Below are 22,186 nucleotides of genomic sequence, written 5' to 3'. Positions count from 1 at the left end.
TGAACCCTCGCCTCCCGTCACGGGAGGCGGGGTTTGCATTTGAAAAGGAGAGCATGATGACTGACTGGAGCTACTGGCTGGCCGCGGCCGGCGCGACGGTGATACTGGAACTGTTTGTCGGCACCTTCTACCTGCTGATGATCGCCATCGGGCTGGCGGCGGGCGGCATCGCGGCGCTGCTGGGCCTGGGCGCGGCAGCGCAGCTGCTGGCGGCCGCGCTGGTGGGCGTGGCGGCGACCGTGGCGCTGCGGCGCAGCCGTTACGGCCGCGCGCAGCAGCGGGTGCAGGCCGAGCGCGATCCCAACGTCAACCTCGATATCGGTCAAACCATCCACGTGCCGGCCTGGCAGGACAACGCGGCGCGGGTGATGTACCGCGGTGCGCTGTGGGACGTGGAATTAGCCCCCGGCGGCACCGCCGCGCCGGGCGCGTACACCATACGCGAAGTACGCGGCAGCCGCCTGATCGTGGCGGCATAAGAATTAACACACGGAGAACTACATGGATATAAGCATCGGCAACGTCACCTTCATACTGTTTATCCTGGCGCTGGTATTCGTCTTCAAGACGATCAACGTGGTGCCGCAGCAGCACGCGTGGGTGGTCGAGCGCCTCGGCAAATACCACGCCACGCTGGGTCCGGGCCTGAACATCGTGATTCCGTTCGTCGACCGCATCGCCTACAAGCACCTGCTGAAGGAGATCCCGCTGGACGTGCCGCCGCAGGTCTGCATCACGCGCGACAACACGCAGCTGCAGGTGGACGGCATTTTGTACTTCCAGGTGACGGACGCGATGCGCGCCTCGTACGGCTCGTCGAACTACATCGCCGCCATTACCCAGCTGGCGCAGACCACGCTGCGTTCGGTGATCGGCCGCATGGAGCTGGACAAGACGTTCGAGGAGCGCGAGCACATCAACACCACCATCGTCAACGCCATCGACGAATCGGCCGCCAACTGGGGCGTGAAGGTGCTGCGCTACGAAATCAAGGACCTGACGCCGCCGAAAGAAATCCTGCACGCGATGCAGGCGCAGATCACCGCCGAGCGTGAAAAGCGCGCGCTGATCGCCGCCTCGGAAGGCCGCAAGCAGGAGCAGATCAACATCGCCAACGGCGAACGCGAAGCGCAGATCGCCCGTTCGGAAGGCGACAAGCAGGCCGCCATCAACCGCGCGCAGGGCCAGGCCGGCGCGATTGTCGCGTTGGCCGAGGCAAACGCCAGCGCATTGCGCCAGGTCGGCGCGGCGTTGCGCGAGCCGGGCGGCGACGAGGCGATGAACCTGAAAGTGGCGGAGCAATACGTCAACGCCTTCAGCCAGCTGGCCAAGACCAACAACTCGATCATCATCCCGGCCAATATGGGCGACATGAGCGGCCTGATCGCGACGGCCATGCAGGTCGTCAAATCGCAAAGCAAAATCATCAAGGAGTAAGACTATGGGCACCTGGGCGGTAGACGCCTTCGGCAACGACTACGCGCAAGACTGGGCGGAAGACCTGCACGAAACAAGCAATCTGGACGCGGTGGAAGACACGCTCAACACGGTGCTGGAGGCGGCGGGCGAACTGGAAGCGCCGTTCGCCGCCGAGGCGCTGGTGGCGATCGAAGTGCTGGCCCGGCTGCAAGGCAAGGGCGGCGCGTCGAGCGAGGACAGCGCCGCGGTCGACGAATGGGTGGCCGCGCGCAAGCCCAAGGCGAAGCCGCGCGCCGACCTGGCCGACAAAGCCATGCGCGCGCTCGAGCGCATCGTCGCCGAAGACAGCGAGCTGCGCCAGCTATGGCAGGAGAGCGAGCACTACAGCGACTGGCAAGCCGCCATCGCCGACCTGCGCGCCCGCCTCTAAACCAACCCCGGGGTCAGGTCTGACAAACGCACACGAACTGAGCTACAGTCAGACAATCGCGCGGAAGGTGATTTCGATCAGCTGGTCCGGGAAGGCCAGCCGCGAAACGCCGATCAGATTGCTGGCGACAGCGGGCTGCCCGGCGCCATACAGTTCTTTCCTCACCTCGCCGGCGACCTTGAATGCGGCGTCCACGTCCAGCACGTACAAGGTTTCTTCGACCACGTTGTCCAGCGTGGCGCCGAACTCCGCCAGCAGTTTGATGGCGTTCTGATAGGTCTGGCGCATTTGGTCGGCCATGGCGTCGAAATTGACCGGCTTGCCGCTGGCGTCCAGTGCCGCGGGCGCCACCAGCTTGCCTTCGCCATCATGGCTCAACTGGCCCGAGAGGTAGATCGTGTCCTTGACCTGGACGGCCTGGCTGTAGCCGTAAATGCCTTCCCAGGCAACGCCCAGATTCGCTGTTTTCTTCTCCAAAGTAGTCGTCATTTTTCTTCCCTCCATGCGGTTGAACGTCATTTTCCTTAGCCTGCTGTCAGCTAATCGGGGGCAGAATAAACAATTCAGGAGGGGGACGCGTCTGGCAGAATGTAGCGGATGGCTTACCTCTTTTTGCAGACCGCCTGACGCCATGCGGCCGGGCTGGCGCCCACGGCGCGCCGGAACTCCCTACTGAGATGGCTCTGATCGGCAAAGCCGCATTGCAGCGCTATTTCCACAATCTTTGTATCGGCCATCAACAGGCGCTTGGCCCGCTCGATGCGGCGTGCCGACAGCCACTGGTACGGGCTCACGCCGGTCGTCGCCTTGAATGCGCGGCCAAACCAGCTCACTGAAAGTTTGCACAAGGCCGCCATTTCGGCGAGGGTAATGTTTTGCGCCAGATGTGCCTCCATGTACTCCTTGGCGCACCTTTCCTGCCACGCAGCGAGCTTGCCGGCTCCGCCGGGCCGGGCCGTTTGGATGCCCGCGTACTGCCGGCGCAGATGCCGGTGCACCGTCAGAAACAAGGATTCGACAAACAGAGCGCTCGCGGGACCGGGTGGCGAAACCGCTGCCCTGGCGATGTGCGCCAGATGGGCAAGCACCGGGTCCGTGGCCCCGTTAAGCAGAGGCAGGTCGCCGAGGCGGGGCGCGTCGTCGGCATCCGACAGGGCATCCATTGCTGCATGCGGAAAATACATCTGCACGCACTCGTAGGAGCTGGCGAGGTCGGCGACCGGCCTTGCCCGCAGGTCCAGCATCGTCAGCGCGCCGGCATCGTAGGGTTTGACCGCCATGTCGACGCCATCGAGCCACAAGCGATGCTCGCGCAGCGGCTGCAACTGGATCGCCAGCAGGATGGCCGGCTCCGGCGGAATCGGCGCGGTGACACCGGTGCCGCCACCCTCGCTGCGCAGATAGGTGACGGCGACGTCACTCTCCATCGCGGCGCTTTGAACGAACAAAGGCTGCTGCGTTGCCCTGAAATAGCCGCCGATAGTATCGCCGTAAGCCTTGCCCATATATTTCCACGTAACTTGAACTGCTGATTCTAACTTTTTATGCCAGTGGCCGCCGCTTTTGTTCAAAGGCACGCCGTTTTTCTTCAATATGGCCACAGGGTAAAACCGCTACCATCGGCCTGATGCTGCCTACGAGTTCAACCAACAGGGCTATGCTATGCGGTGTTTAGCGTGGGTTCATTTATGTCTGCTTTTGGTGTGCCCGCACCTGGCCGCTGCATCGCCCGCCGATGTCTCGTTCGAGCGCCGGCGATGGGTGCAGGCGGACGGCGCGCCGCCGCAGGCATTCGGCATGACCCAGGCCAGCGATGGCATGCTCTGGCTGACGTCGCCGAAAGGCTTGTACAGCTTCGACGGCGTGACATTCAAACGCCAGAGGTCGGTGTACGGCGCCTCGCCCTTGTCGCAGAACATCTCCGCCGTGCGGGCGCTGCCCGGCAAGCGGATCGCGGTCGGCTATTCTTTCGGCGGGCTGAGTATTTTCAGTCCGTCCGCCGTTACCCATTTCCGCGCAGGAAAGGACTTTCCAGCAGGTACGGTCTACGCGATTGCCAGCAGCAATGACGAGATTTATGCTTGCACCACCACCGGCCTGGTGCAGTTGCGGCCGGACGGCTGGCGTCCTGTAGGCAAGCACAGCCTCGCCTGCCGGCCCGGTGTACGCGGCCGGTTTCGATAACGAGGAGAACTTTTGGGTGCTCACCAACGATGAGGCTTACGCCCGGAAAAAGGCGACCTCGAGTTTTCGTTCGTGACGAAATACATCTCGCCGTCGCAACTGGTCTTTTACAACCATCGATTGCTGCTGAAGCTGCCGAACGGACAGTTCGCCGCCGCGTCAGCATCGGGCAAGCTGGCGCCCATGAAGCTTGCTCAGCCTTGGCGCTACAGCAGGCTGGCCGCAGGCCCGAAAGGCACGCTTATCGCCAGTCGCGACGGTGGTTTCGGCCATCTGGCGCCGGACCCTAACGGAGTATGGCGCGAAATCGCGTATTATCCGGCGGTTTACGGCTCGTTCGAGCAGGCCATGACCGATGGTATCGGCATCAGCTTGCTGACCGACCGTGAAGGCAACCTGTGGCGCACCACCTACGATGGCATCGAAAAGATCCGCGCCCATCGCTTCAATCTGATCCAGAGGAAAGACAGTCTATGGCTGGCCCAGCCAGGTCTTGCTGACGAGATGTGGATTGGCGGCTGGTCGCAGCCGATGTCGCGGCGCAAGCCGGACGGGACGAGCGCGGCAACCAACGTCAGGAAGGTCTACGCCATCCTGCGCGCGGCTGGCGATCACGTGTGGGTCGGCGTCGAAAACGGCCTGTGGGAGTTCAAGCGCGGCAGCCAGCGGTTTTGGCAATTGCCGGCCTCGCTGAACGGCAAGTTCGACTTACAGGCGCTGGCGCTCGATGCCGACGGGACATTGTTGGTGTCCATCATGCGCAATGGCTTGTGGCGCTTCGAGCGCGGCGTGTGGAGCAAGGACCAGCGATTAAGCCAGGTGGCCGACAATACGCCTGTCAGCATGCTGCGCGACTCCGCCGGCAGAACCTGGATCGGCCTGACAAACAACCGGCTTGGCCTGCTCGCCGCCGATGCGGTACAGCTTGTTCCTGAAAGCGGCCGCCTGCGTATCGGCAATGTCCTCAGTCTCGCCGACATTGACGGCCGGATTCTGGCCGGTGGCGAAGCGGGTCTTGCATGGGTTCAAGGGGACGCCGCGCACGCCATGCAGTTTGCAGGCTACGACGCCGTAGGGCGCGTGACCGGGATCGTGCTGGACAAAAAAGCAGCTCTGGGTGCACAGCGATGAAGGCCTGTTGATGCTCCCCGCCGCTGAACTCGCGCGTTTCTGGCGCTCTCCCACCCAACCGGTCAAGGCCGAGCTATTCGACTTCGAAGACGGCGTCATCGGCGCAGCAGCGTCGGTCCGTCCGCTGCCGTCGCTGAGCGTGGACGCGGCGGGCCGGGTCTTTTACGCGACCACGTCGCGGCTGGGGTGGGTCGATCCAGCGCAGCTGGTGCAAAACAGGACGCCGCCCGAAGTGATTATTCAATCCTTGCGGACTCAGAAGGGCGAATTCGATGCGGTAAGCGGCATGACGCTGGCGCCGCGCACCACGGCGATCGACTTCCATTTCACGGCGACCGCGCTGTCGATACCGGAACGCGTCAAGCTGAAATATCGTCTCGACGGCGTTGATGATGACTGGCAGCTCGCGCAACGGGGCCGTATTGCGCAGTACACCAATCTGTCGCCAGGCAGTTATCGCTTTCGTGTCATTGCAGCCAACGAAGACGGTGTATGGAATCTCGCGGGAGCGTCGGTGCCGTTCCGCATATTGCCAGCGTTTTGGGAAACTTTCTGGTTTCAGCTTGGCTGCGCGCTGTCATGCGCTGGCGCGGCTTACCTTGTGTACAGATGGCGTATCGTCGGGGGAAACGGCGCGCCGCCGAGCTTGCGGACGAACGCGTCTGTGTCCGCATGTCCGCCACTCTCAGCGAGCGCAACCGCATCGCCAGGTCGCTGCACGATAATCTGTTGCAGGCTGTTCAGGCGCTGATCCTGCGCTTCCAGAGCGTCCAGTATCAAATGCCGCACGAGGCGCGGGTGCAGGCCAAGCTCGACGCCGTGCTGAGCTATGCCGAAGAACTGGTCGAAAGCACGCGCGATGAGGTCATGGAGTTGCGACGGGAAATGTCCTGCGAAGAGTTGTTCGACGCCCTGCGCAAGGCCTTCCTGAGCGTGACGCCGGACGCGCAGCGTGTGTTGAATTGTTCAACGAGGGGAATGGTGGTTCCGCTATCGCGCATCGTCGCGCACGAAATTTTCTACGTGCTGCGCGAAGCCGTCTGGAATAGTGCGAGGCACGCCAGGCCGAGCCACATCCTTGTGACGCTCAGTTTTAACCGCGATTGGCTGGAAGGAACCGTGATCGACGACGGCGTCGGCCTGGCTGACAGTGCCGGTAACGATGGCGTGACGCGGCATTGGGGGATCGCCGGGATGCGCGAGCGCATCTCCCGACTCGGCGGCGACCTGACAGTGAAGAATGGGCCAAGAAGAGGCGTCATCGTCAGGTTCAGCATTCCATGCGCGACCGCGCCGTCAGCGGCGGCATCCGGCAATACAGACGGGCGCCCGGCAACGCCGGGTGCCGTCGCGCACGGAGCGGGTTAGCGCCTGCCTGTTTCGCGCCGCCGGCGGCCGTGTTTCGCGGGCGCGCCTGTTACAGGGTCGCTTCCAGCTCGGCGAGCTTCTTCTCCACGCTCGTCCGTTCTTGCGGATTTTTGATTTGCGGCAGCACTTGGCGCAGGGCCAGCGCGTTGGCCTTGGCCAGCGCCTTGTCGGCGGCGACGGCGACGTCGGGCTTGATGCCCACACCTTCCCAGTTGCCCTGCGTGACCGGGTTGATGGAACGGCCGACCGGAATGACGGCGACCAGATTGGTGTCGATGCGGAACGGTTGGATCGGATGCGCGCCGCCGCCGGTGGTTTCACCCACGACAGTGATGCGCTTGAGCGCTTGCAGATTGTAGGTGAAATCTTCAGCGGCAGAGAAGGTCTCTCCGCTGGTCAGCACATACACCGGCTTGTCGGCGCCAAAGCGCGGGCCAGGTACGGTAGGATCGCTCCAGAACGAATTGGTTTCATTATCGGCGCGGAAGTAGATGTCCGACAGATGAATCTTCTTGTCGCCGAGGAGGAAACTCGACATGTAGGCCACCATGCGTGGATTGCCGCCGCGGTTTTCGCGCAGGTCGATGATCATGGCGTCGCCGTTGGCAGCCAGCGTCATGGCGGCCGTAGCAGCGTCTTTGGCGATATCCAAGTCGAAGAAACCGTCGAACTTGACGTACATGATATTGCCCGGCAGGCGCTCCACCTTTTCAAAGGTGAAGTTGATATGTTTGCCCACTTCGGTCATGCGCTGTTTCACTTCGGCAGGCATGCCTTGCTTGATCGAGGGGCGCGGCATGTCAGGCCGCGCGTTGGGGACGTAGAGGATGCTCAAGTGCTTGTCTGGATTGACGGCTCGAATATGTTTGTTCAGCAAATCGGCAAACTCCGCGTCGGTCGCGACCTTCTCGTAGTCACCCTTGCGCAAATGCTCGCGAACTGCCGCAGCCATCGTGTCGCCCACGTCGGCGAAAACGTATTTCGCCGACAGGCGCTGGGCCAGCAGATCGACGGCGGCAGCCTTGCTGGTGGCGCTCAACGGCTGGGACCGCTGCGTGGCGGGCGGAGGCTCCTGCGCTTGCGCGCCGGCGTTGGTGAGCGTGGCGAGAGCGCAGAAGACCATGGCGGCCAAGGGGAAAAATTTACGCATTTTTGAGTCGGCTCCGTAAAAGAAGAATAATTCATAAGTGCTTATGTATATCCATATTAAATTGCTATTTGCAAAGTTGTCAAATCAATTCAGCGGGGGGCTACAGCAGTGTCTGTGTGCGTTTGTCAGACCTGACCCCGATAGTGCGGTAACATTCGGGGATGAACCTGAATCAGCAAGTAGATCATCTGCAGACTTTTTACACCAGCATCAGCGCGTGCTGGTGCTGACCGGAGCAGGCCTGAGCACCGCTTCCGGTATTCCCGATTACCGCGATAAGGATGGCGTGCGGCGCGGCCGTAATCCCATTCAGGGCCCCGATTTCCGCAAGTCCGAGGCGGTGCGCCGCCGCTATTGGGCGCGCAGCATGGCCGGCTATCCGACCTTGGCCGGCGCCGCGCCCAACGCCGGCCACCGCGCGCTGGCCGCACTGGAGGCGGCCGGGCGCATCCATGCCATCATCACGCAAAACGTCGACGGCTTGCACACCGCCGCCGGCAGCCGCAAGTTGATCGAGCTGCACGGTAATATTCATGGCGTGTTGTGCCTGGACTGCCGCCGCGTGCATCCGCGCAGCGAAATCCAGCACTGGCTGGTCGAGGCGAATCCGTCGCTGGTGCCGACCGGGCCGGCCGGCGAGGTGGTGCCGGAGGCTCGGCCCGATGGCGACGCCGAGGTCGAACTGGACGAGTTCCAGGACTTCCGCCTGCCTTACTGTGGCGCCTGCGGCGGCACCTTGCAGCCGGACGTGATTTTCTTCGGGGATAACATCCCGCCGCAGCGCACCGCCGACGCGCTGCAATTGGCCGACCAGGCCGACGCGGTGCTGGTGGTCGGCTCGTCGCTGATGGTGTTTTCGGGCTACCGCTTCGCCAAGCTGGCCGCGCAAACGAATAAGCCGATCGCCGCCATCAACCTGGGCAAAACCCGGGCGGATGACTTGATCGGCTTGAAAGTCGAGGCCTCGGCAGTGGAGGTGCTGCCGTTGCTGGTTTAGTTCCGCTGCAGCATCGAGCGGACGATGGCTTCCTTGGCCAGCACGTAGTCGTGCCCGGCCAGCACGAAGTTGGTGTTCGGCTGGATCACTTTGACGTTGATGAACACCATGTCGCTGGTTTCGGCGTAGGAGCCGACCACGATCGCCTGGGCGTTGTGGGTGGTGGCTACCTCGCCGATTTCGCGCGTCAGCATCAGCTCGCCCTGGTTGCGCTTCAGGTAGACGCTGTTGCGCAGCTTCATTTCCAGCATGCTCAGGCCGCCTTGGGCGAGGCGTGTCGATAGCTGTTCGGACACCAGCCGACCCAGCGTGGTGGTCTGGTCCAGCGCATCGATATTGACCACGGTGGCCATGATCAGCGGCTTGTCGGTGCGCAGCTTGCCGTTCAGTTGCGCCAGCAGCGTGTCGGCCGCCTTGTAGTTGGCGTTGATGAACTGGTTCGACGAGATGGTGGCGTAATTGCCTTCGTCATTCTTCGGCGTCGACGAGCAGCCGGCCAGCAGCAGCGGCAGCGCCAGCAGCGAGGCGCGAAGCAGGGTTGTCATCTGCATTAGATATCTCCGCGTACCTGGAAGGTACGGCTAACTTTGGTGGCGTCATCAGCGTTCGGCTCGACAATGCCGTACAGCGCGCGGTCGGTGTCGGCCACGTAGTAGGCCGAGGTGTTGCGCGCCAGGTAGCGGTATTGGTCGGACACCGAGACGGTGACGATGATTTCGGTCTTCGGCGTGTCGCCCGGCGCGAACTGCGAATTGAACCATTGATGGCTGTCGATCGCGCCGACGGCGGTGACGGCGTTGAGGGCGGCGCCCATATGGATCTCGCTCAGCACCCAGACGCCGCCGGCTAGCATGCTTTTCTCGCCGTGGTAGCGGTATTGCGGGCGGTCGGCGCTGAAGGTCACGGCCTGCACGTCCAGCTCCACTTTCAGCGAGCCGGCCGGCGTGCGCGACACCACATAGCCTTCGTTCAGCAGCGAGGTGGTCAGCTGGGTGGCCAGCGCGCGCTGGAACGGGCTGGCGTCTTTCGGTTCATCGATGTACACCGGGCGGGGCGGGCTCTTGCGCAGTTCCAGCGCCACGCCCTTGGCGATGTTGTCGGAAATCACGCCCCAATGGTAAGCCGCTTGCAGCTTGGCTTGCTTGGTGGTGGCGAAGTTGGCCGGCAGCGGCGTCGGCGTGTAGTGCGACGCGCAGCCCGCCAGCAGGATGCCGGCCGCCAGAGCCATTGCAGTTTTCAGCGCCATGATTGCCTCGTCGTCAAAATTGTCCAGATTGACGGCCGCAGGGCGGCCGTGAATGTAAAATCATCCAGCGCCCAGTTTAGCATGGATGTTTCTAATTAGAAATTCTTGCGGCGATAAAAAACCCGGCGCGGGGCCGGGTGGTGTACAGCGTGCGCAACAGTTTTAGCGCTTGTGGACTTTCATCGCCTGTTGCACCTCGCGCTTGTTGTCGCGATCTTTCTCGGTGGCACGCTTGTCATGCTGTTTCTTGCCCTTGGCCAAGCCGATTTCGCATTTGACGCGGCCGCCCTTGAAGTGCAGGTTCAGCGGCACCAGCGTGTAGCCGGCGCGCGTGACCTTGCCGATCAGCTTGTCGATCTGCTCGCGGTGCAGCAGCAGTTTGCGGGTGCGCACCATGTCCGGCGTGATATGGGTGGAGGCGGTCGGCAGCGCGCTGATGTGGGCGCCGAACAGGTATAGCTCGTCGCCCTTGATGGTGACGTAGGCTTCCTTGATCTGCACCTTGTTGTCGCGGATGGCTTTGACTTCCCAGCCTTCGAGCACGATGCCGGCTTCGTAGCGGTCTTCGATGAAATAGTCAAAAAAGGCTTTTTTGTTATCGGCTATGGTCATGTGGTGGTATCGGTTAAACTACTGCTGCGCGCCTTCAGGCGCGAATATTTCAACATCATAGCAAATGGTTAGACAATGGCAGTAGTGCACAAATCAGTTTTCCTCGGTTACAGCGCCCAGCAAATGTTCGATCTGGTGGCGGCGATCGAGGACTATCCCAAATTTCTGCCGTGGTGCGGTGGTGTCGAAATCAGGGAGCGCAACGGCAACACGGTGGTGGCCAGTGTCGGCATCAACTATCACGGCGTCAAGCAGGCCTTCACCACGGCCAATGAAAACACCGCGCCCTCGTCGATCAAGATGAAGCTGGTGGACGGTCCTTTCAAGACCCTGGACGGCGTGTGGACTTTCAAGGCCTTGCGCGAGGACGCCTGCAAGATCGAACTGGACCTGCATTACGAGTTTTCCAGCGGACTGCTGGACAAGCTGATCGGCCCGGTGTTCGGCATGATCGCCAACAGCATGGTCGACTCCTTCTGCAAGCGGGCGGAAACGGTGTATGGCGGCTGACACCTTCACGATCCAGGTGTGCTATGCCAGCGACGCGTTGCAATTCCTGCGCGACTTGCAGGTGCCGGCCGGCACCACGCTGGAGCAGGCGATTGCGCTCAGCGGCGTGCTGAGCGAGGTGCCCGGCCTGGACCTGAGCCAGCTGCAAACCGGCATCTACGCCAAGAAAAAGCCGCTGGACACGGTGCTGCGCGCCCACGACCGGGTGGAGCTGTACCGCCCGCTGATCGCCGATCCGAAGAACGCCCGCCGCCGGCGCAAGGCTAGCCCAGCTGCCGAGTGATGAAGGCGCGGGTGGCGGGGTGCCGGAAGAATTCGGTATGCCAGACCTCGCGTTGTTTCTGTTCGGCGCTGCCGAAGTTGAGGATGTGGTTGTCGTCCGGGATGGCGTGCGGCAGCAGCACGCTGCTGTAGGGAACCACCAGGTCGTTGGCGCCGTCGATCAGCGCGCGGTTGAGGAGGGCGCCGGTGCGTTCCAGCAGCGAATCGCCGTAATCAAAATTGGCGCGGGCGTAGTAGCTGTTGGCGGCGTTGAGCAGCGTGCCGGCGTGGCCCAGCTGTTCGATCAGCGCCGAGCCGGTCGCCAGCGCCTGCACGCTGGGGCGGCCGTAGCCCAGCGCCACTACCATTCGCGCCAGGCCGATCACCACGTCCAGCGCCATGCCCCGGCTGAACGAGGCCAGCATGGCCGCCACATTCAGAAATTGCTTGATGTCGTCCGGCGACGCCAGCGGCGAGCCTTGGTTGGCGGCGGCCACAAATATCACCTTGCCGACGCCGGCAATGCGTCCGGCGCGCGCCTGCGCGATGTCGGCCATGCCTTCGGTCAGCAATGAGCGCACCACCAGGCCGCCACGGCTGTGGCAGAGGATGTCCAGCTCCCAGCCGGCGTCCGGCGGCAGTCGTTGCAGCAGGTTGAGCGCGTTTTGCTGCGGCGTCTTGGCGACGGTCCAGTGGTCGTAGCCGAACACGCGTCCCTCGTAGCGTTGCAGCAGCGCTTGCAGGTCCAGGTCGGCAAACCCGCCTTCCACCGAGCTGAACAAGCCATGCACCAGCAACAGCACCTTGCGACCACGCGCGGCGGCCAGGTCTTCCGGCATCACCGGCTGTCCGTGGCCGCGGCTCAGGGCCAGCAATTGTTCGGGCTTGTTGTGTTGCTCGATCTTGTTGATCATGACCTGCGTCATGCGTTCGCCGGCGCGCAGCGAGGCCTGCACGATCCAGTCCCAGCCCTGCGACACCAGCGCGGGCGAGGACGCGCCGGCGCCGTTGGCGGGGAAGACGAATTGCACGCAGCCACTGTTTCTGTGGCGCACGATATGCAGCGCTTCGTCCTCGATCAGCGATGCCGGCAGCGGCGGCGTGCCGGCCAGCGGCTCCAGGTCTGGCATCGCCGCCGCCAGGGCGTGATCGTCCAGCGCGTCCTGCAAGGCGCGGTGGAGTTCGGCTTGCTTGTTGGGAGTCAGCTGCATGCCGCCAGTGTACAGCTTCCGGCGATGCACACTTTGCACTGTTGTAAAGATGATTCACAGTGCGGGCGCCTATAACCTTTCTCAGCGCGCCCGCAGCGCCGGCACCCGCTCGGCCAGAGCGGCAAGTTCGGCGTTTTGGCCCTGGCGTTGGTACATGGCGGCCAGCTCCCGCGCACTGTCGATGACGTCGGGATGGTCCCGGCCGTACAGCGGCAGCATCAGCTCCAGCGCCTCGGACTGCATCGGCAGCGCTGCCGCCTGGTTGCCCCGGGCGCGATACAGCATCGCCAGGGCGCTTTTGGCGAGCGCCGTTTGCAGCGCATCGCCGCCGGCGCGCGCGATATCGTCAAGCGCCTGCTGGTACAGCGCCTGCGCCTGATCGTAGCGCTTCTGCGCGTGCAGGATTTCCGCGATGCGCAGGCGGGCCGCGGCCAGTTCGCCGACGCTGGCGGCCATCCTGTAGCGCGCCTGCTGTTCCGGGCGCGCCAGCATGTGAGCGGTGGCGCTGCCGGGCGGGTGCTCCTCGCGTGCCTTGGTGGCCGCTTGCAGCGCTTGCGTGGCCGCTGATGCGACCGGCTCCAACCGCGCCACTTCCTGCTCGCCATGCGCCAGCGCACCGGCGATATCCCCCTGGTTGAACAGGCGGCGCATCTCGGCCTCGCTGCGTTGCTGCGCGCTCAGCGGACGCTGCGCGCTGGCGGCGTTGGCGTTGCGCTGGATCGTCGCAACACGCTCCATGGCCGCCTCGCCCTCGTTGAAGCGCAACTGGCCGTAATACAGCGACGCCAGATCCTGCAAGCGCGGCGCCAGCGCCACATGGTCGGCGCCGTATTTCTGCTCGCCGTTGTACAAGTTGCGCAGCACCAGCGGCTCGGCCAGCGCGTATTGCGCGTCCTTGAGATACTCCGCCGCCAAGGTGCTGTAGGCCTGGGATGCGATCGCATCCTCCGGCATGCCTTGGCGCTCCCAGTAGGCTGTCAGGCGCGGCCCGTTTTGCAGCAAGGCCGCCTTGTCGCGCTGGACGGCGGCAACGCGAACCAGGTCGGCGAGCACGGCATGGATTTGCACCTCGTCCCGCGGCATGAATTGCTCGGCCAGCGGCAGCGGTGCTGCGCAGCAGTGCGGCGGCTGCCATGCAGTTGCCGGACTTCATCAGCTTCCGTGCCTGTTCATGCATCTGGCCCACCAGCCGGGCGTCAGCCGGCTGTGCGGCCCAGATGGCGGTGGCCTCCTTGATCAACGCATCGCGCATCGCGCCGGTACTGAGTTCTGCCACCGCATACAGCGCGTCTGCTTCCGCCTGCGTGCCGCTGCGGCGTACAGCGCGCAGATTGGATTGCGCCTGCGGCATCAGCGTGGACGCATTCAGATAACCCTTGCTCGCGCAGGACAGGCCGGCGGGCGGCGTCTCGGCGTGCGCCGCGGCGCTGGCGGCCAGCAGCGCGGCCATCATCAGTTTTTTTGCGATCATCAGTCCAGCCTCCACACGTATTGCATGTAAGCGACCGACTGCACCGGCTTGCCGTTGATGCTGGCGGGGCGGAAGCGGCAACTGGCCAGGCCCACAAGTGAAGCCTTGTCGAGCAGCGGGAAACCCGTGCTGCGGCTTACTTCATTCTTGATCAACTGGCCGTTCGGGGCGATGGTGAAGCGCAGCGTGACGATGCCGGTTTCCTCGTTGCGCAACGAGGCAACTGGCCACTCAGGCTTGTTGCAGGTGCCGGCGATCGGTTCCGCGCCGCGCTGCGGGCGGGCGAACCTGGGCGTGTAGTCGCTGATTTCCTGCGCGCTGGCGCCTGACGACGCCAAAGGAGCAGGGCGGCAATGCCGCCCTTGTAGGTCATGAGGTTCATTGGGCCAGGGCAAGGTAAATAGCTATTTTACCAACCTGGCCGGGATAAGCGCAATCAGCGGCCGTTGACGTCCACCGTTTTGGCGTCCAGCTTGACCTTGACGCTGGCAGCCGGTTTGGCGCCGGCCGAATCGGCCAGCGTCACGAGGTATTCGCCGGCGGCGATTTTCCAGGTTTTGCTGGCGCTGTCGTAGACGCCCAGCAGGCGCGGGTCGACCTTGACCGTGGCCTTGCCACTGGCGCCGGCCTTCAGGTCCAGCTTGTCCCAGCCGGCGAGGCGCTTGGGCGCTTCCCAGCCGCCGGACACCGGCGACACGTACACCTGGCCCACCGATTTGCCATCGCGCTTGCCGGTGTTTCTGATGCTGAAGGTGACCTCGATGCCGTTGCCGGCCGGCTTGGCGCTCAGGTCGTCGTAAGCGAAGGTGCTGTACGACAGGCCGTAACCGAACGGGAACAGCGGCTTGTGGCCTTTCAGGTCGAACCACTTGTAGCCGACCGCCGCGCCTTCGATGTTGTAGTTGGTGGTGACCTTCTCGATGATGTTTTCATCCTTGGTCTTGGCGTCGCCATCGATCTTCGGACGTGGCAGCTGATCCACCGACGCCGGGAAGGTCGCTGGCAGGCGGCCGGACGGATTGACGTCGCCGTTCAGCACGCGGGCAATCGCCGCGCCGCCGTTGGTGCCCGGATACCAGGCTTCCAGCACGGCGCCGACGTTGTTCAGCCATGGCATGACGACCGGGTTGCCGGTTTGTAGCACCACCACGGTTTTCGGATTGGCCTTGGCGACAGCGGCGATCAGGTCGTCCTGCTTGTTCGGCAGCGACAGGTCGTCGGCGTCGAAGCTCTCGGCCATCCACTGGTTGGCGAAGACGATCACCACATCGCTGCCCGCGGCCAATTTGGCGGCGGCGGCGACGTCCTTGCCGTCGTTGTAGGTCAGCCTGGCCTTGGTGAGCTTGGCCAGTTCGCCCATGGGCGACGAGCGGTGATAGACAATCGGGCCGGGGAAGTGCGCCGGGCCTTCGTTCGGCACCGGCGACAGGCCTTTCGGATACACCTGCGCCGAACCGCCGCCCGACAGCACGCCTTTGTCGGCGTGGCCGCCGATGATGGCGACGCTGCGCACAGTGGCCGCCAGCGGCAGCAGGTTGTTATCGTTCTTCAGCAGGACGATGGCTTCCTCGGCGTCCGCCTGGCTGATTTTGCCGTGGGCGGCAAAGTCGATGCCGGCGTCGGCGGAAGCCGGCTTGCTGACCGGATGCTCGACCAGACCGTGGGCGAACATGGTGCGGGTGATGCGCTTGACCATGTCGTCCAGGCGCGCCTGCGGCACGTGGCGGTTGACCACCGCTTCCTTCAGCGGGCCGTTGAAGTAGTCCGATTTGTCGAACGGGTAGCCGGACTGCTGATCCAGGCCGCGCAGCGCGGCCGGAATGGTTGAGTGGGTCGCGCCCCAGTCGGACATGACATAGCCGGTGTATTTCCAGTCCTTCTTCAGCACCTCGTTGAGCAGGTAATCGTGTTCGCAGGCGTAGTCGCCGTTGACGCGGTTGTAGGCGCACATCACCGAACCTGGATCGCCGCGCTCGATGGCGAACTGCATCGCCAGCAGGTCCGACATGCGGCCGGCCTTGTCGTCGATGATGACGTTGACGTGATTGCGGTTGGTCTCCTGGTCGTTGTACGCGTAGTGCTTGACGGTGGAGATGATGTGGTTGGACTGGATGCCGCGAATCTGCTCGCCGACCATGATGCCGGCCAGCAGCGGATCTTCGCCGCCGTATTCGAAGTTGCGGCCGTTGCGCGGCTCGCGTTGCAGGCTGACGCCGCCGGCCAGCTGCACGTTGAAGCCGGAAGCGCGCGCCTCGGCGCCGATCATGGCGCCGCCGGCATAGGCCACTTTCGGATTCCAGGTGGCGGCGGTGGCGATACCGGCCGGCAGGGAAGTGCGCTCGTATGGCTTCTTCGACACGGCCTGGGTGGCGACGCCGACGCCGGCGTCGGTCTGCCACTGCGGCGGCAGGCCGAGACGTTCGATGCCCGGCACGTAGCCGGCCGAATCAGGGCGGCCTTCCTTCGGCTGCTCGTGTTTCTTCGGCGTGAACTCGGTCGAGAAATAGGCGAACACGGTCTGGATTTTTTCGTCCAGCGTCATCGCTTTCACCAGCTGGTCGGCGCGCGCGTCGGGCGACTGCGTGGCGTCCAGCCAGGGTTTGGATGCGTCGGCGGCGTGGGCGGCGCCGGTTAACATGAGTGGATAAGCCAGTGCCAGAGACAGCCAGAGACGCTTCTTCATACGATTACAGTGTCCTTATAATTTTGAGTTGATCTTCAGCGCGGAATAAGTACCTTCAGCGCATATGCTCCGCCCGCAACGATACCGGTGAAAACGTTTTCAGTCAAACGATTCTCCCCGTCCCACACCTCGATCTGGTGGACGTCGGCGCGCTCGATGGCGACGTTGAAAGTGGCATGCCGGAACTTGCGCACCACCTTGATGCGGTCCCAGTGCGACGGCAGCTGCGGCTTGATGCGCAGGCCTTCCGGGCTGCCTTTCAGGCCGCACAGGCCCTCGACGAAACACTGGTAGACCCACGACACGGTGCCGGTGTTGAACAACTGGCTGGAACGGCCGGCGGTGCGCGGGAACTCGCGCCAGGCGCCGCGATAGTAGTTGGGGATGAACACCGGCAGCTGGCCGCGTTGCAGGTAGTCTGCCTTGTCCGGACCCGGCAGCATGCGGCGCAGCAGGTCGTAGGCGCGGTCGCCTTCATTGGCGGTGTACAGGCTGTAGATATAGAACACGGCGGCGTGGTTATACACCGCGCCGTTCTCCGCCGAACCCGGATGCTTCTGCGTCACGCGGCCGACGTCGTCGCGCATGGCGCTATACGGCGGCGCGAACATCTGCACGCCGTAGGGCGTGACCAGTTGCTCGTCGACCTGGGCGATCATCGCGGCGCGCTGGCCGGCGTTGGCGGCGCCGCCCAGTATCGCCCACGCCTGCGGGTTGAGCCAGATGCGGCCTTCCTTGTCCTTGCGGATGCCGAAGGTGACGTTATCGTCGGTGATGCCGCGCGCGAACCAGTCGCCGTCCCACAGGTGCTCGTTGGCGGCGCGGTTGACGCTGCGCGCGCCGGCGCGGAAATGCCTGGCGCTTTCCGCCAGCGAGGCGCTGGCGCCGGCCGTCTCGCAGATTTCGGCCCACAGGTTGAGCGCATAGGCGGTGGCCACGGTCAGCCAGCCGGACACGCCACGGCCCTTGTAGCCGACCATATTCATCGGGTCGCACCAGTCGCCCTGCGCGATGTAGCTTAGGCCACGCTTGTCGCGCGCCTGCAGCAGCCAGTCCATGGCGCTGCTCACGCGTTCGGAGACGGTGAGGGCGACGCCGCTTTCCTTGCCGATGACGTCTTCATTGAGGATATCGTAGTCGCCGGTTTCGTCCAGATAGACCTTGAGCGCCACCGGCAGCCACACGCAATGGTCGGTGTGCGGCACCTGGTTGATGTATTTGAGTTCCGCGCCTTCGGCCAGCAAAATCCCGTCGGGCATGGCGCCGCTGGCTTCCTGCTGCGACAGCGCGTGCAGGAAGGCGGCGCGCATCACGGCGGGCTTGATGAAGCTCATGCCCATGTTGTCTTGCAGGTAGTTGCGGGTTTGCGGGTCGGTGCTGAGGCGATTGACGTCGCCGTGGTAGAACACCTGGCGCGGCAGCCAGTGGTTGACGAAGTTGTCGAGGTCCGCGTCCGGCGTTTCGATGCGCAGGCAGCCTTCGCCGCCGGCGATGTAGCTGGCGTAGGCGTCGGCCGTGGCCTTGAAGGCGTCGGCGTTCAGATACCTGGCGCGCACCGCCTTGATCTCGGCGTCGTCAAAGGCGGGGCCGAACAGGAAGCGGTAGTCGCGCGCTTCGCCGTCCGCCAGCGACAGGCGGTACTGCACGGCGGCGGTGGGCGTTTCATAGCGCGCGTCGCTGCCGCCCAGCGTGTCGGCGTCGATGGCGGCGGGGCGCTGCAACGAGCCTTCGCCCTCGAAGGCGGACTGGCGGACATCCCATGCATCCGGCGCCTGCTCGCACAGGAAGTAGGTCTTGTCCTTGAAGTCCTTCTGCTTGAAGTAGTCGGCCACCTTCTGGTACGGCGTAACGCTGCTGGCCACCACGCCGCCGAGGTCCGCACGGTATTCGCCGGACTGGTTCATCCACGACATGTAGCCGATCGGGAAGTAGGGGTAGACGCTGATTCTGCGCGCGCGGCCCGAGATGTTGGTCACGCGCAGCGACCACAGTTCCACCACGTCCGCCACCGGCACGCCCAGCGTCAGCTCGACGCGGATGCCGAGGTGTTCGACGGTCCATTCCAGATTGCTTTTGCCGACCGAGAAAGTGAAGCTGTCCACCTTGGCGCGCACCGGCTCGTACGGTGCGGAGAACAGTTCGCCGCTGTCCTCGTCCTTGATGTAGAAGAAGCGGCCAGGATGGTGGGCGTAGTAGTTCTGCTCCGGCTGCATGAAGGTCTTGGCCTCCAGGTTCGGGGCGTAGGCATACTTCGCCGGTTCCGGCTGCATGTACTGCGCGGTGGCGTAGCCGCGGCAGGTGATCTGGATCATCATCTTCTGATTCCACAGGAAGCCCGCTGCCTGCGGCATGGCCGTGGGGCTGGTCAGTTCGTAGCGGTCACCGTTGTGGGTGGGGCGTAGCATAGAAATCTCCATCAGGACTTGCGTGCCTCCAGATCCTTCTGGATCTGCAGCAGCTTGTTGTTATCGAGGTTGTACGTGAACATGACGGCCACCGCGAGCAGCGCGAAGATGGCCGGAATAAAGGACATCAGCCAGACGATGCCGGCCTGCGAGCCTTGCGTCTGGGCGGCATTGGCGACGTAGCCAAGGTTGGTGAAAATCGCCCCGATCACCGCCACCGCGACGGCGGTGCCGAGTTTTGCGAGAAGGTGGCGGCGGCGAAGGTCATGGCGGTGGCGCGGCGGCCGGTGCGCCACTCGTTGTAGTCGGCGGTGTCGGCGTACATCGAGAAGGCCAGCGGCGACTTGGGACCGAGCGCGAGGCCCATGCCGATCTGCAGCGCGAACATCAGCCCGATCTGGTCCTTCGGCACGAAGAAGAAGGCCGACGACAGCACGGCGGTGATGGTCATCAGGACCATCATCAGCTTTTTCTTGTCGATGAAACGGGTCATCAGCGGCGTCAGCGAGGCGCCGGCGGCGGCGGCCATCATGTAAGCCGGCACGAAGCCCGCCATCAGGTCCGGACGCCCGACCACATACTTGAAGTAGTAAGCCGCGCTGCTGGTGCGCAGCGTGATGGTGATCATGATGATCAGCGCCAGGAAGAACAGCGCCACCCACGGCCGGTTCTGCGACAGGTCGCGGATGTCCTGCCAGACGTTGGTGTTCTGCTCCGGCGGCGGGGCGACGCGTTCGCGCGTGTTGAGGAAGGTGAGCACGAACAGCAGCGAGGCGAACACGCTCCATGCCAGCATCGTCAGCTGCCAGCCCAGTTTATCGTTGCCGCCGCCGAGCCAGTGCACCAGCGACGGCGTGGCCGCCGTGACGATGGTGCCGCCGGCGAAGGCGAAGATGAACCGCAGGCCGTTGACCGTGGAGCGTTCCTGCGGGTCGGACGACAGCACGCCGGACAGGGCGTTGTACGGGATGTTGATGCAGGTGTAGCACACCATCATGGCCAGGTAGGTGCCGTAGGCCCAGATGATCTTGCCGTCTTCCGACAGGTCCGGCGTGGTATAGGTGAGGAAGGCGGCGCAGGCCAGCGGCAGCGGCACCCAGACCAGGTAAGGACGGAACTTGCCCCAGCGGGTGCTGGTGCGGTCGGCCGCGGCGCCGATCATCGGGTCGGTGAAGGCGTTGATGATTTTGATGGTGAACATCATCGACGCGGCGGCCGCGGCAGAAATGCCGAAGACGTCGGTGTAGTAGATCAGCAGGAAGGTGGCGACGTTGGTCCAATAGAAATTGAAACCCATGTCGGCGATGCCGTAGCTGAATTTTTCGCGCCAGGTCAGTTGTGTGTTCACGGTCGTCTTCATCACGCTTGTAAAAGCAGGCAGCGTGTTAGCGCTGCCTGAACGGAACTAGCTGCTGTTCCGGGGAGAGCCTGTACTTAAAATCTGTTGCACCAGCCGCGCCGGCGGGTCGGCGATGTCCAGCACGACGCCGGCCTCGTCATCCTGCAGCGGTTCCAGCGTGGCCAGCTGGCTGTCGAGCAGCGTGGTGGGCATGTAGTGGTCCTTGCGCGCGGCCATGCGCTCGGCGATCAGCGCGCGCGGCCCGGCCAGGTGCGCGAAGCGCAGCTCGGGATCGGCGCTGCGCAGCAGGTCGCGGTAGCGCCGCTTCAGCGACGAACATGACAGCACCAGGCCGCTCTGTCTCAGGCGCGCGTCGCGGATTTCCTTATGCAGCGCCATCAGCCAGTCGGCGCGGTCGGCGTCGGTCAGCGGCACGCCGGCCGTCATTTTGGCGACGTTGGCGTAAGAGTGGTAAGTATCGCCTTCCAGGAAGGGCACTTGCAGCGCGCCTGCCAGATGCAGGCCAACCGAACTCTTGCCGCAGCCGCTGACGCCCATGACGACCCAGCGTTGTTGTGTGCTTTTATGCATATGTTTTACCAGCGATGATAGCGCTAACAGTTCCAGCGAGTTTAGACGGATTGAAAAATTTGTAAAGAACTATCGATGCTGCGTCGCAGCAGCGGTATGCGGCGGCCGGCGGCCCGGCTCAGGCGCTCTCGCGCGCCATCAGCGTGAAGCCGAGATCGATCTGGCGCGTCGGCGGCTGTTCGCCCTTGATGACGGCGCGCAGCAGCGTCGCCGCCTCATAGCCGATGCGGTAGCGCGGCGTGCCGATCGTCGTCAGCGACGGGTTCATCCATGCCGAAGCGGGCAGGTCGTTGAAGCCGCAGATGGCCAATTGCGACGGCACGGCGATGCCGCGCCGCTGGCACTGGTAGATGGCGCCGTGCGCCAGGTCGTCATTGCAGCAGAAAATCGCGTCGCAGTCGGGCGCCTGCGCCAGCATGCGGCCCAGCAGCTCGGCGCCGAGGGCGATAGTGGACGGCTCGCCGACCATCACTTCCAGCCGCGGATCGGCCAGGCCGGCTTCCTGCATCGCCTTGCGGTAGCCCTCGGCGCGGCGCAGGGTGCGCTCGTCGAGCTGCGCGCCGATGAAGCCGATGCGCTTGTGGCCCTTGTCCAGCAGGTAGCGGGTCATCGCGTGGCCGGCCTGGAACTGCGAGAAGCCGACCGTCATCTGCTCGGGATCGGTGGACATGTCCATCATCGACACCACCGGCACGCGCGAGGTGGTGAGGATCTGCTGCACGCGCGGGCTGTGCGACAGGCCCGACAGCAGCATGCCGTCCGGCGCCGATTGCAGGTAGGTGCCGATCAGCTTTTCCTCTTCCTTGTCGGAATAGCGGGTATTGCCGATGAGGATCTGGTAATCGTCGGCGTCCAGCGCATCCTGGATGCCGGCCAGCACTTCGGTGAACACCGCGTTCGACAGCGACGGCACCAGCACCGCGATCACCTTCGATTGCGATGAGGCCAGCGCGCGTGCGGCGCGGTTGGGCACGTAGCCGAGTTCGGCAACGGCTTTCTCCACGCGGTCGCGCAGCGCCTGCGACACCATTTCCGGCTGGGTGATGGCGCGCGACGCGGTCATGGTCGCCACGCCGGCTTTCTCCGCCACCATGGCCAGGGTGATGCGCCCGCTGGCGCGGCTCTTGCCCGCTTGAGTCTTGGTCATTGATGAAACTGGAATGATATTGATAGCGATA

General features: G+C 63.8%; 24 protein-coding genes and 1 pseudogene. 11 read left to right on the top strand and 14 right to left on the bottom strand.

What is annotated here, in order from left to right; genetic code table 11:
• Positions 1 to 56 precede the first annotated feature (56 nt).
• From ACRQ5J_RS17120 to ACRQ5J_RS17110, 3 genes are read left to right on the top strand one after another with little or no spacing between them, the layout of a single operon-like run.
• Positions 57 to 479, top strand: coding sequence for an NfeD family protein (locus ACRQ5J_RS17120; protein ID WP_432378299.1), 423 nt, complete (start codon positions 57 to 59; stop codon positions 477 to 479).
• Positions 480 to 501: 22 nt separating this feature from the next.
• The gene (locus ACRQ5J_RS17115) at positions 502 to 1,437 is read left to right on the top strand and encodes an SPFH domain-containing protein (protein ID WP_432378298.1); all 936 of its coding nucleotides are present in this window, start codon (positions 502 to 504) and stop codon (positions 1,435 to 1,437) included.
• 4 nt (positions 1,438 to 1,441) lie between these two features.
• Positions 1,442 to 1,849, top strand: coding sequence for a DUF4259 domain-containing protein (locus tag ACRQ5J_RS17110; protein ID WP_432378296.1), 408 nt, complete (start codon positions 1,442 to 1,444; stop codon positions 1,847 to 1,849).
• A 48-nt stretch (positions 1,850 to 1,897) separates the two neighbouring features.
• Here ACRQ5J_RS17110 and ACRQ5J_RS17105 read toward each other — a convergent pair whose 3' ends face one another.
• Together ACRQ5J_RS17105 and ACRQ5J_RS17100 are read right to left on the bottom strand one after the other, a co-directional pair.
• A complete protein-coding gene (locus tag ACRQ5J_RS17105; protein ID WP_432378295.1) occupies positions 1,898 to 2,338 on the bottom strand; it encodes a RidA family protein in 441 nt (146 codons plus the stop codon).
• A 113-nt stretch (positions 2,339 to 2,451) separates the two neighbouring features.
• On the bottom strand, positions 2,452 to 3,441 hold the full coding sequence (locus tag ACRQ5J_RS17100) for a helix-turn-helix domain-containing protein (RefSeq protein ID WP_432378294.1): 990 nt from the start codon (positions 3,439 to 3,441) through the stop codon (positions 2,452 to 2,454).
• A 205-nt stretch (positions 3,442 to 3,646) separates the two neighbouring features.
• Here ACRQ5J_RS17100 and ACRQ5J_RS17095 point away from each other — a divergent pair, with 205 nt between their 5' ends.
• The 4 genes from ACRQ5J_RS17095 to ACRQ5J_RS17080 all read left to right on the top strand — a co-directional run bounded on the left by ACRQ5J_RS17095 (position 3,647) and on the right by ACRQ5J_RS17080 (position 6,532).
• Positions 3,647 to 4,033: a hypothetical protein gene (locus ACRQ5J_RS17095; protein WP_432378293.1), complete on the top strand. Its 387-nt coding sequence runs from the start codon at positions 3,647 to 3,649 to the stop codon at positions 4,031 to 4,033.
• A 72-nt stretch (positions 4,034 to 4,105) separates the two neighbouring features.
• Positions 4,106 to 5,164, top strand: coding sequence for a hypothetical protein (locus ACRQ5J_RS17090; protein WP_432378292.1), 1,059 nt, complete (start codon positions 4,106 to 4,108; stop codon positions 5,162 to 5,164).
• Positions 5,151 to 5,915, top strand: coding sequence for a triple tyrosine motif-containing protein (locus ACRQ5J_RS17085; RefSeq protein ID WP_432378291.1), 765 nt, complete (start codon positions 5,151 to 5,153; stop codon positions 5,913 to 5,915). Before ACRQ5J_RS17090 ends, ACRQ5J_RS17085 begins: the two co-directional genes overlap by 14 nt.
• Positions 5,837 to 6,532, top strand: a complete 696-nt coding sequence (locus ACRQ5J_RS17080; protein WP_432378289.1) for a sensor histidine kinase — start codon at positions 5,837 to 5,839, stop codon at positions 6,530 to 6,532. The genes ACRQ5J_RS17085 and ACRQ5J_RS17080 overlap by 79 nt, the downstream gene beginning before the upstream one ends.
• A gap of 49 nt (positions 6,533 to 6,581) precedes the next feature.
• On the opposite strand, the gene ACRQ5J_RS17075 is transcribed toward ACRQ5J_RS17080, so the two are convergent.
• Positions 6,582 to 7,682: a S41 family peptidase gene (locus tag ACRQ5J_RS17075; protein WP_432378287.1), complete on the bottom strand. Its 1,101-nt coding sequence runs from the start codon at positions 7,680 to 7,682 to the stop codon at positions 6,582 to 6,584.
• A gap of 112 nt (positions 7,683 to 7,794) precedes the next feature.
• On the opposite strand from ACRQ5J_RS17075, the gene ACRQ5J_RS17070 reads away from it, so the two are divergent.
• Positions 7,795 to 8,679, top strand: a complete 885-nt coding sequence (locus ACRQ5J_RS17070; RefSeq protein ID WP_432383673.1) for an NAD-dependent protein deacetylase — start codon at positions 7,795 to 7,797, stop codon at positions 8,677 to 8,679.
• Here ACRQ5J_RS17070 and ACRQ5J_RS17065 read toward each other — a convergent pair.
• From ACRQ5J_RS17065 to smpB, 3 genes are all read right to left on the bottom strand, one after another.
• Positions 8,676 to 9,230, bottom strand: coding sequence for a FlgO family outer membrane protein (locus ACRQ5J_RS17065; protein WP_432378286.1), 555 nt, complete (start codon positions 9,228 to 9,230; stop codon positions 8,676 to 8,678). The two genes, ACRQ5J_RS17070 and ACRQ5J_RS17065, sit on opposite strands and share 4 nt — an antisense overlap.
• Positions 9,230 to 9,925: a hypothetical protein gene (locus ACRQ5J_RS17060; RefSeq protein WP_432378285.1), complete on the bottom strand. Its 696-nt coding sequence runs from the start codon at positions 9,923 to 9,925 to the stop codon at positions 9,230 to 9,232. The genes ACRQ5J_RS17065 and ACRQ5J_RS17060 overlap by 1 nt, the downstream gene beginning before the upstream one ends.
• 162 nt (positions 9,926 to 10,087) lie before the next feature.
• Positions 10,088 to 10,537, bottom strand: coding sequence for an SsrA-binding protein SmpB (gene smpB / locus ACRQ5J_RS17055; RefSeq protein ID WP_432378283.1), 450 nt, complete (start codon positions 10,535 to 10,537; stop codon positions 10,088 to 10,090).
• A gap of 75 nt (positions 10,538 to 10,612) precedes the next feature.
• Here smpB and ACRQ5J_RS17050 point away from each other — a divergent pair, with 75 nt between their 5' ends.
• Positions 10,613 to 11,047, top strand: coding sequence for a type II toxin-antitoxin system RatA family toxin (locus tag ACRQ5J_RS17050; protein WP_432378281.1), 435 nt, complete (start codon positions 10,613 to 10,615; stop codon positions 11,045 to 11,047).
• Positions 11,037 to 11,330, top strand: a complete 294-nt coding sequence (locus ACRQ5J_RS17045) for an RnfH family protein (protein WP_432378279.1) — start codon at positions 11,037 to 11,039, stop codon at positions 11,328 to 11,330. Before ACRQ5J_RS17050 ends, ACRQ5J_RS17045 begins: the two co-directional genes overlap by 11 nt.
• Here ACRQ5J_RS17045 and ACRQ5J_RS17040 read toward each other — a convergent pair.
• Both ACRQ5J_RS17040 and ACRQ5J_RS17035 read right to left on the bottom strand, forming a co-directional pair.
• A complete protein-coding gene (locus tag ACRQ5J_RS17040; protein ID WP_432378277.1) occupies positions 11,311 to 12,519 on the bottom strand; it encodes an esterase/lipase family protein in 1,209 nt (402 codons plus the stop codon). The genes ACRQ5J_RS17045 and ACRQ5J_RS17040 overlap by 20 nt on opposite strands.
• 81 nt (positions 12,520 to 12,600) lie before the next feature.
• On the bottom strand, positions 12,601 to 13,602 hold the full coding sequence (locus ACRQ5J_RS17035; RefSeq protein WP_432378276.1) for a tetratricopeptide repeat protein: 1,002 nt from the start codon (positions 13,600 to 13,602) through the stop codon (positions 12,601 to 12,603).
• On the opposite strand from ACRQ5J_RS17035, the gene ACRQ5J_RS17030 reads away from it, so the two are divergent.
• On the top strand, positions 13,601 to 14,020 hold the full coding sequence (locus ACRQ5J_RS17030) for a hypothetical protein (RefSeq protein ID WP_432378274.1): 420 nt from the start codon (positions 13,601 to 13,603) through the stop codon (positions 14,018 to 14,020). The two genes, ACRQ5J_RS17035 and ACRQ5J_RS17030, sit on opposite strands and share 2 nt — an antisense overlap.
• Here ACRQ5J_RS17030 and ACRQ5J_RS17025 read toward each other — a convergent pair.
• From ACRQ5J_RS17025 to ACRQ5J_RS17000, 6 genes and pseudogenes are all read right to left on the bottom strand, one after another.
• Complete coding sequence (locus tag ACRQ5J_RS17025) at positions 13,990 to 14,328, bottom strand: energy transducer TonB (protein WP_432378273.1); 339 nt, start codon at positions 14,326 to 14,328, stop codon at positions 13,990 to 13,992. The two genes, ACRQ5J_RS17030 and ACRQ5J_RS17025, sit on opposite strands and share 31 nt — an antisense overlap.
• A 98-nt stretch (positions 14,329 to 14,426) precedes the next feature.
• On the bottom strand, positions 14,427 to 16,628 hold the full coding sequence (locus ACRQ5J_RS17020; RefSeq protein WP_432378271.1) for a beta-glucosidase: 2,202 nt from the start codon (positions 16,626 to 16,628) through the stop codon (positions 14,427 to 14,429).
• Between the two features lie 80 nt (positions 16,629 to 16,708).
• Positions 16,709 to 19,078 carry a GH36-type glycosyl hydrolase domain-containing protein gene (locus tag ACRQ5J_RS17015; RefSeq protein WP_432378269.1) on the bottom strand — a complete coding sequence of 790 codons (2,370 nt, stop codon included), beginning with the start codon at positions 19,076 to 19,078 and terminating at the stop codon, positions 16,709 to 16,711.
• A gap of 11 nt (positions 19,079 to 19,089) precedes the next feature.
• Positions 19,090 to 20,375 (bottom strand): annotated as a pseudogene (locus tag ACRQ5J_RS17010) (MFS transporter).
• Between the two features lie 108 nt (positions 20,376 to 20,483).
• Complete coding sequence (locus ACRQ5J_RS17005) at positions 20,484 to 21,008, bottom strand: gluconokinase (RefSeq protein WP_432378268.1); 525 nt, start codon at positions 21,006 to 21,008, stop codon at positions 20,484 to 20,486.
• 118 nt (positions 21,009 to 21,126) lie between these two features.
• Positions 21,127 to 22,155, bottom strand: a complete 1,029-nt coding sequence (locus ACRQ5J_RS17000) for a LacI family DNA-binding transcriptional regulator (protein ID WP_432378266.1) — start codon at positions 22,153 to 22,155, stop codon at positions 21,127 to 21,129.
• Between the last annotated feature and the right edge of the window lie 31 nt (positions 22,156 to 22,186).

The sequence above is a fragment of the Duganella sp. P38 genome, assembly GCF_050859475.1.
Classification (GTDB): domain Bacteria; phylum Pseudomonadota; class Gammaproteobacteria; order Burkholderiales; family Burkholderiaceae_D; genus Rugamonas.
The sequence above is the reverse complement of the archived record's forward strand: the minus strand, read 5'-3'. Positions and strand labels throughout refer to the sequence as shown.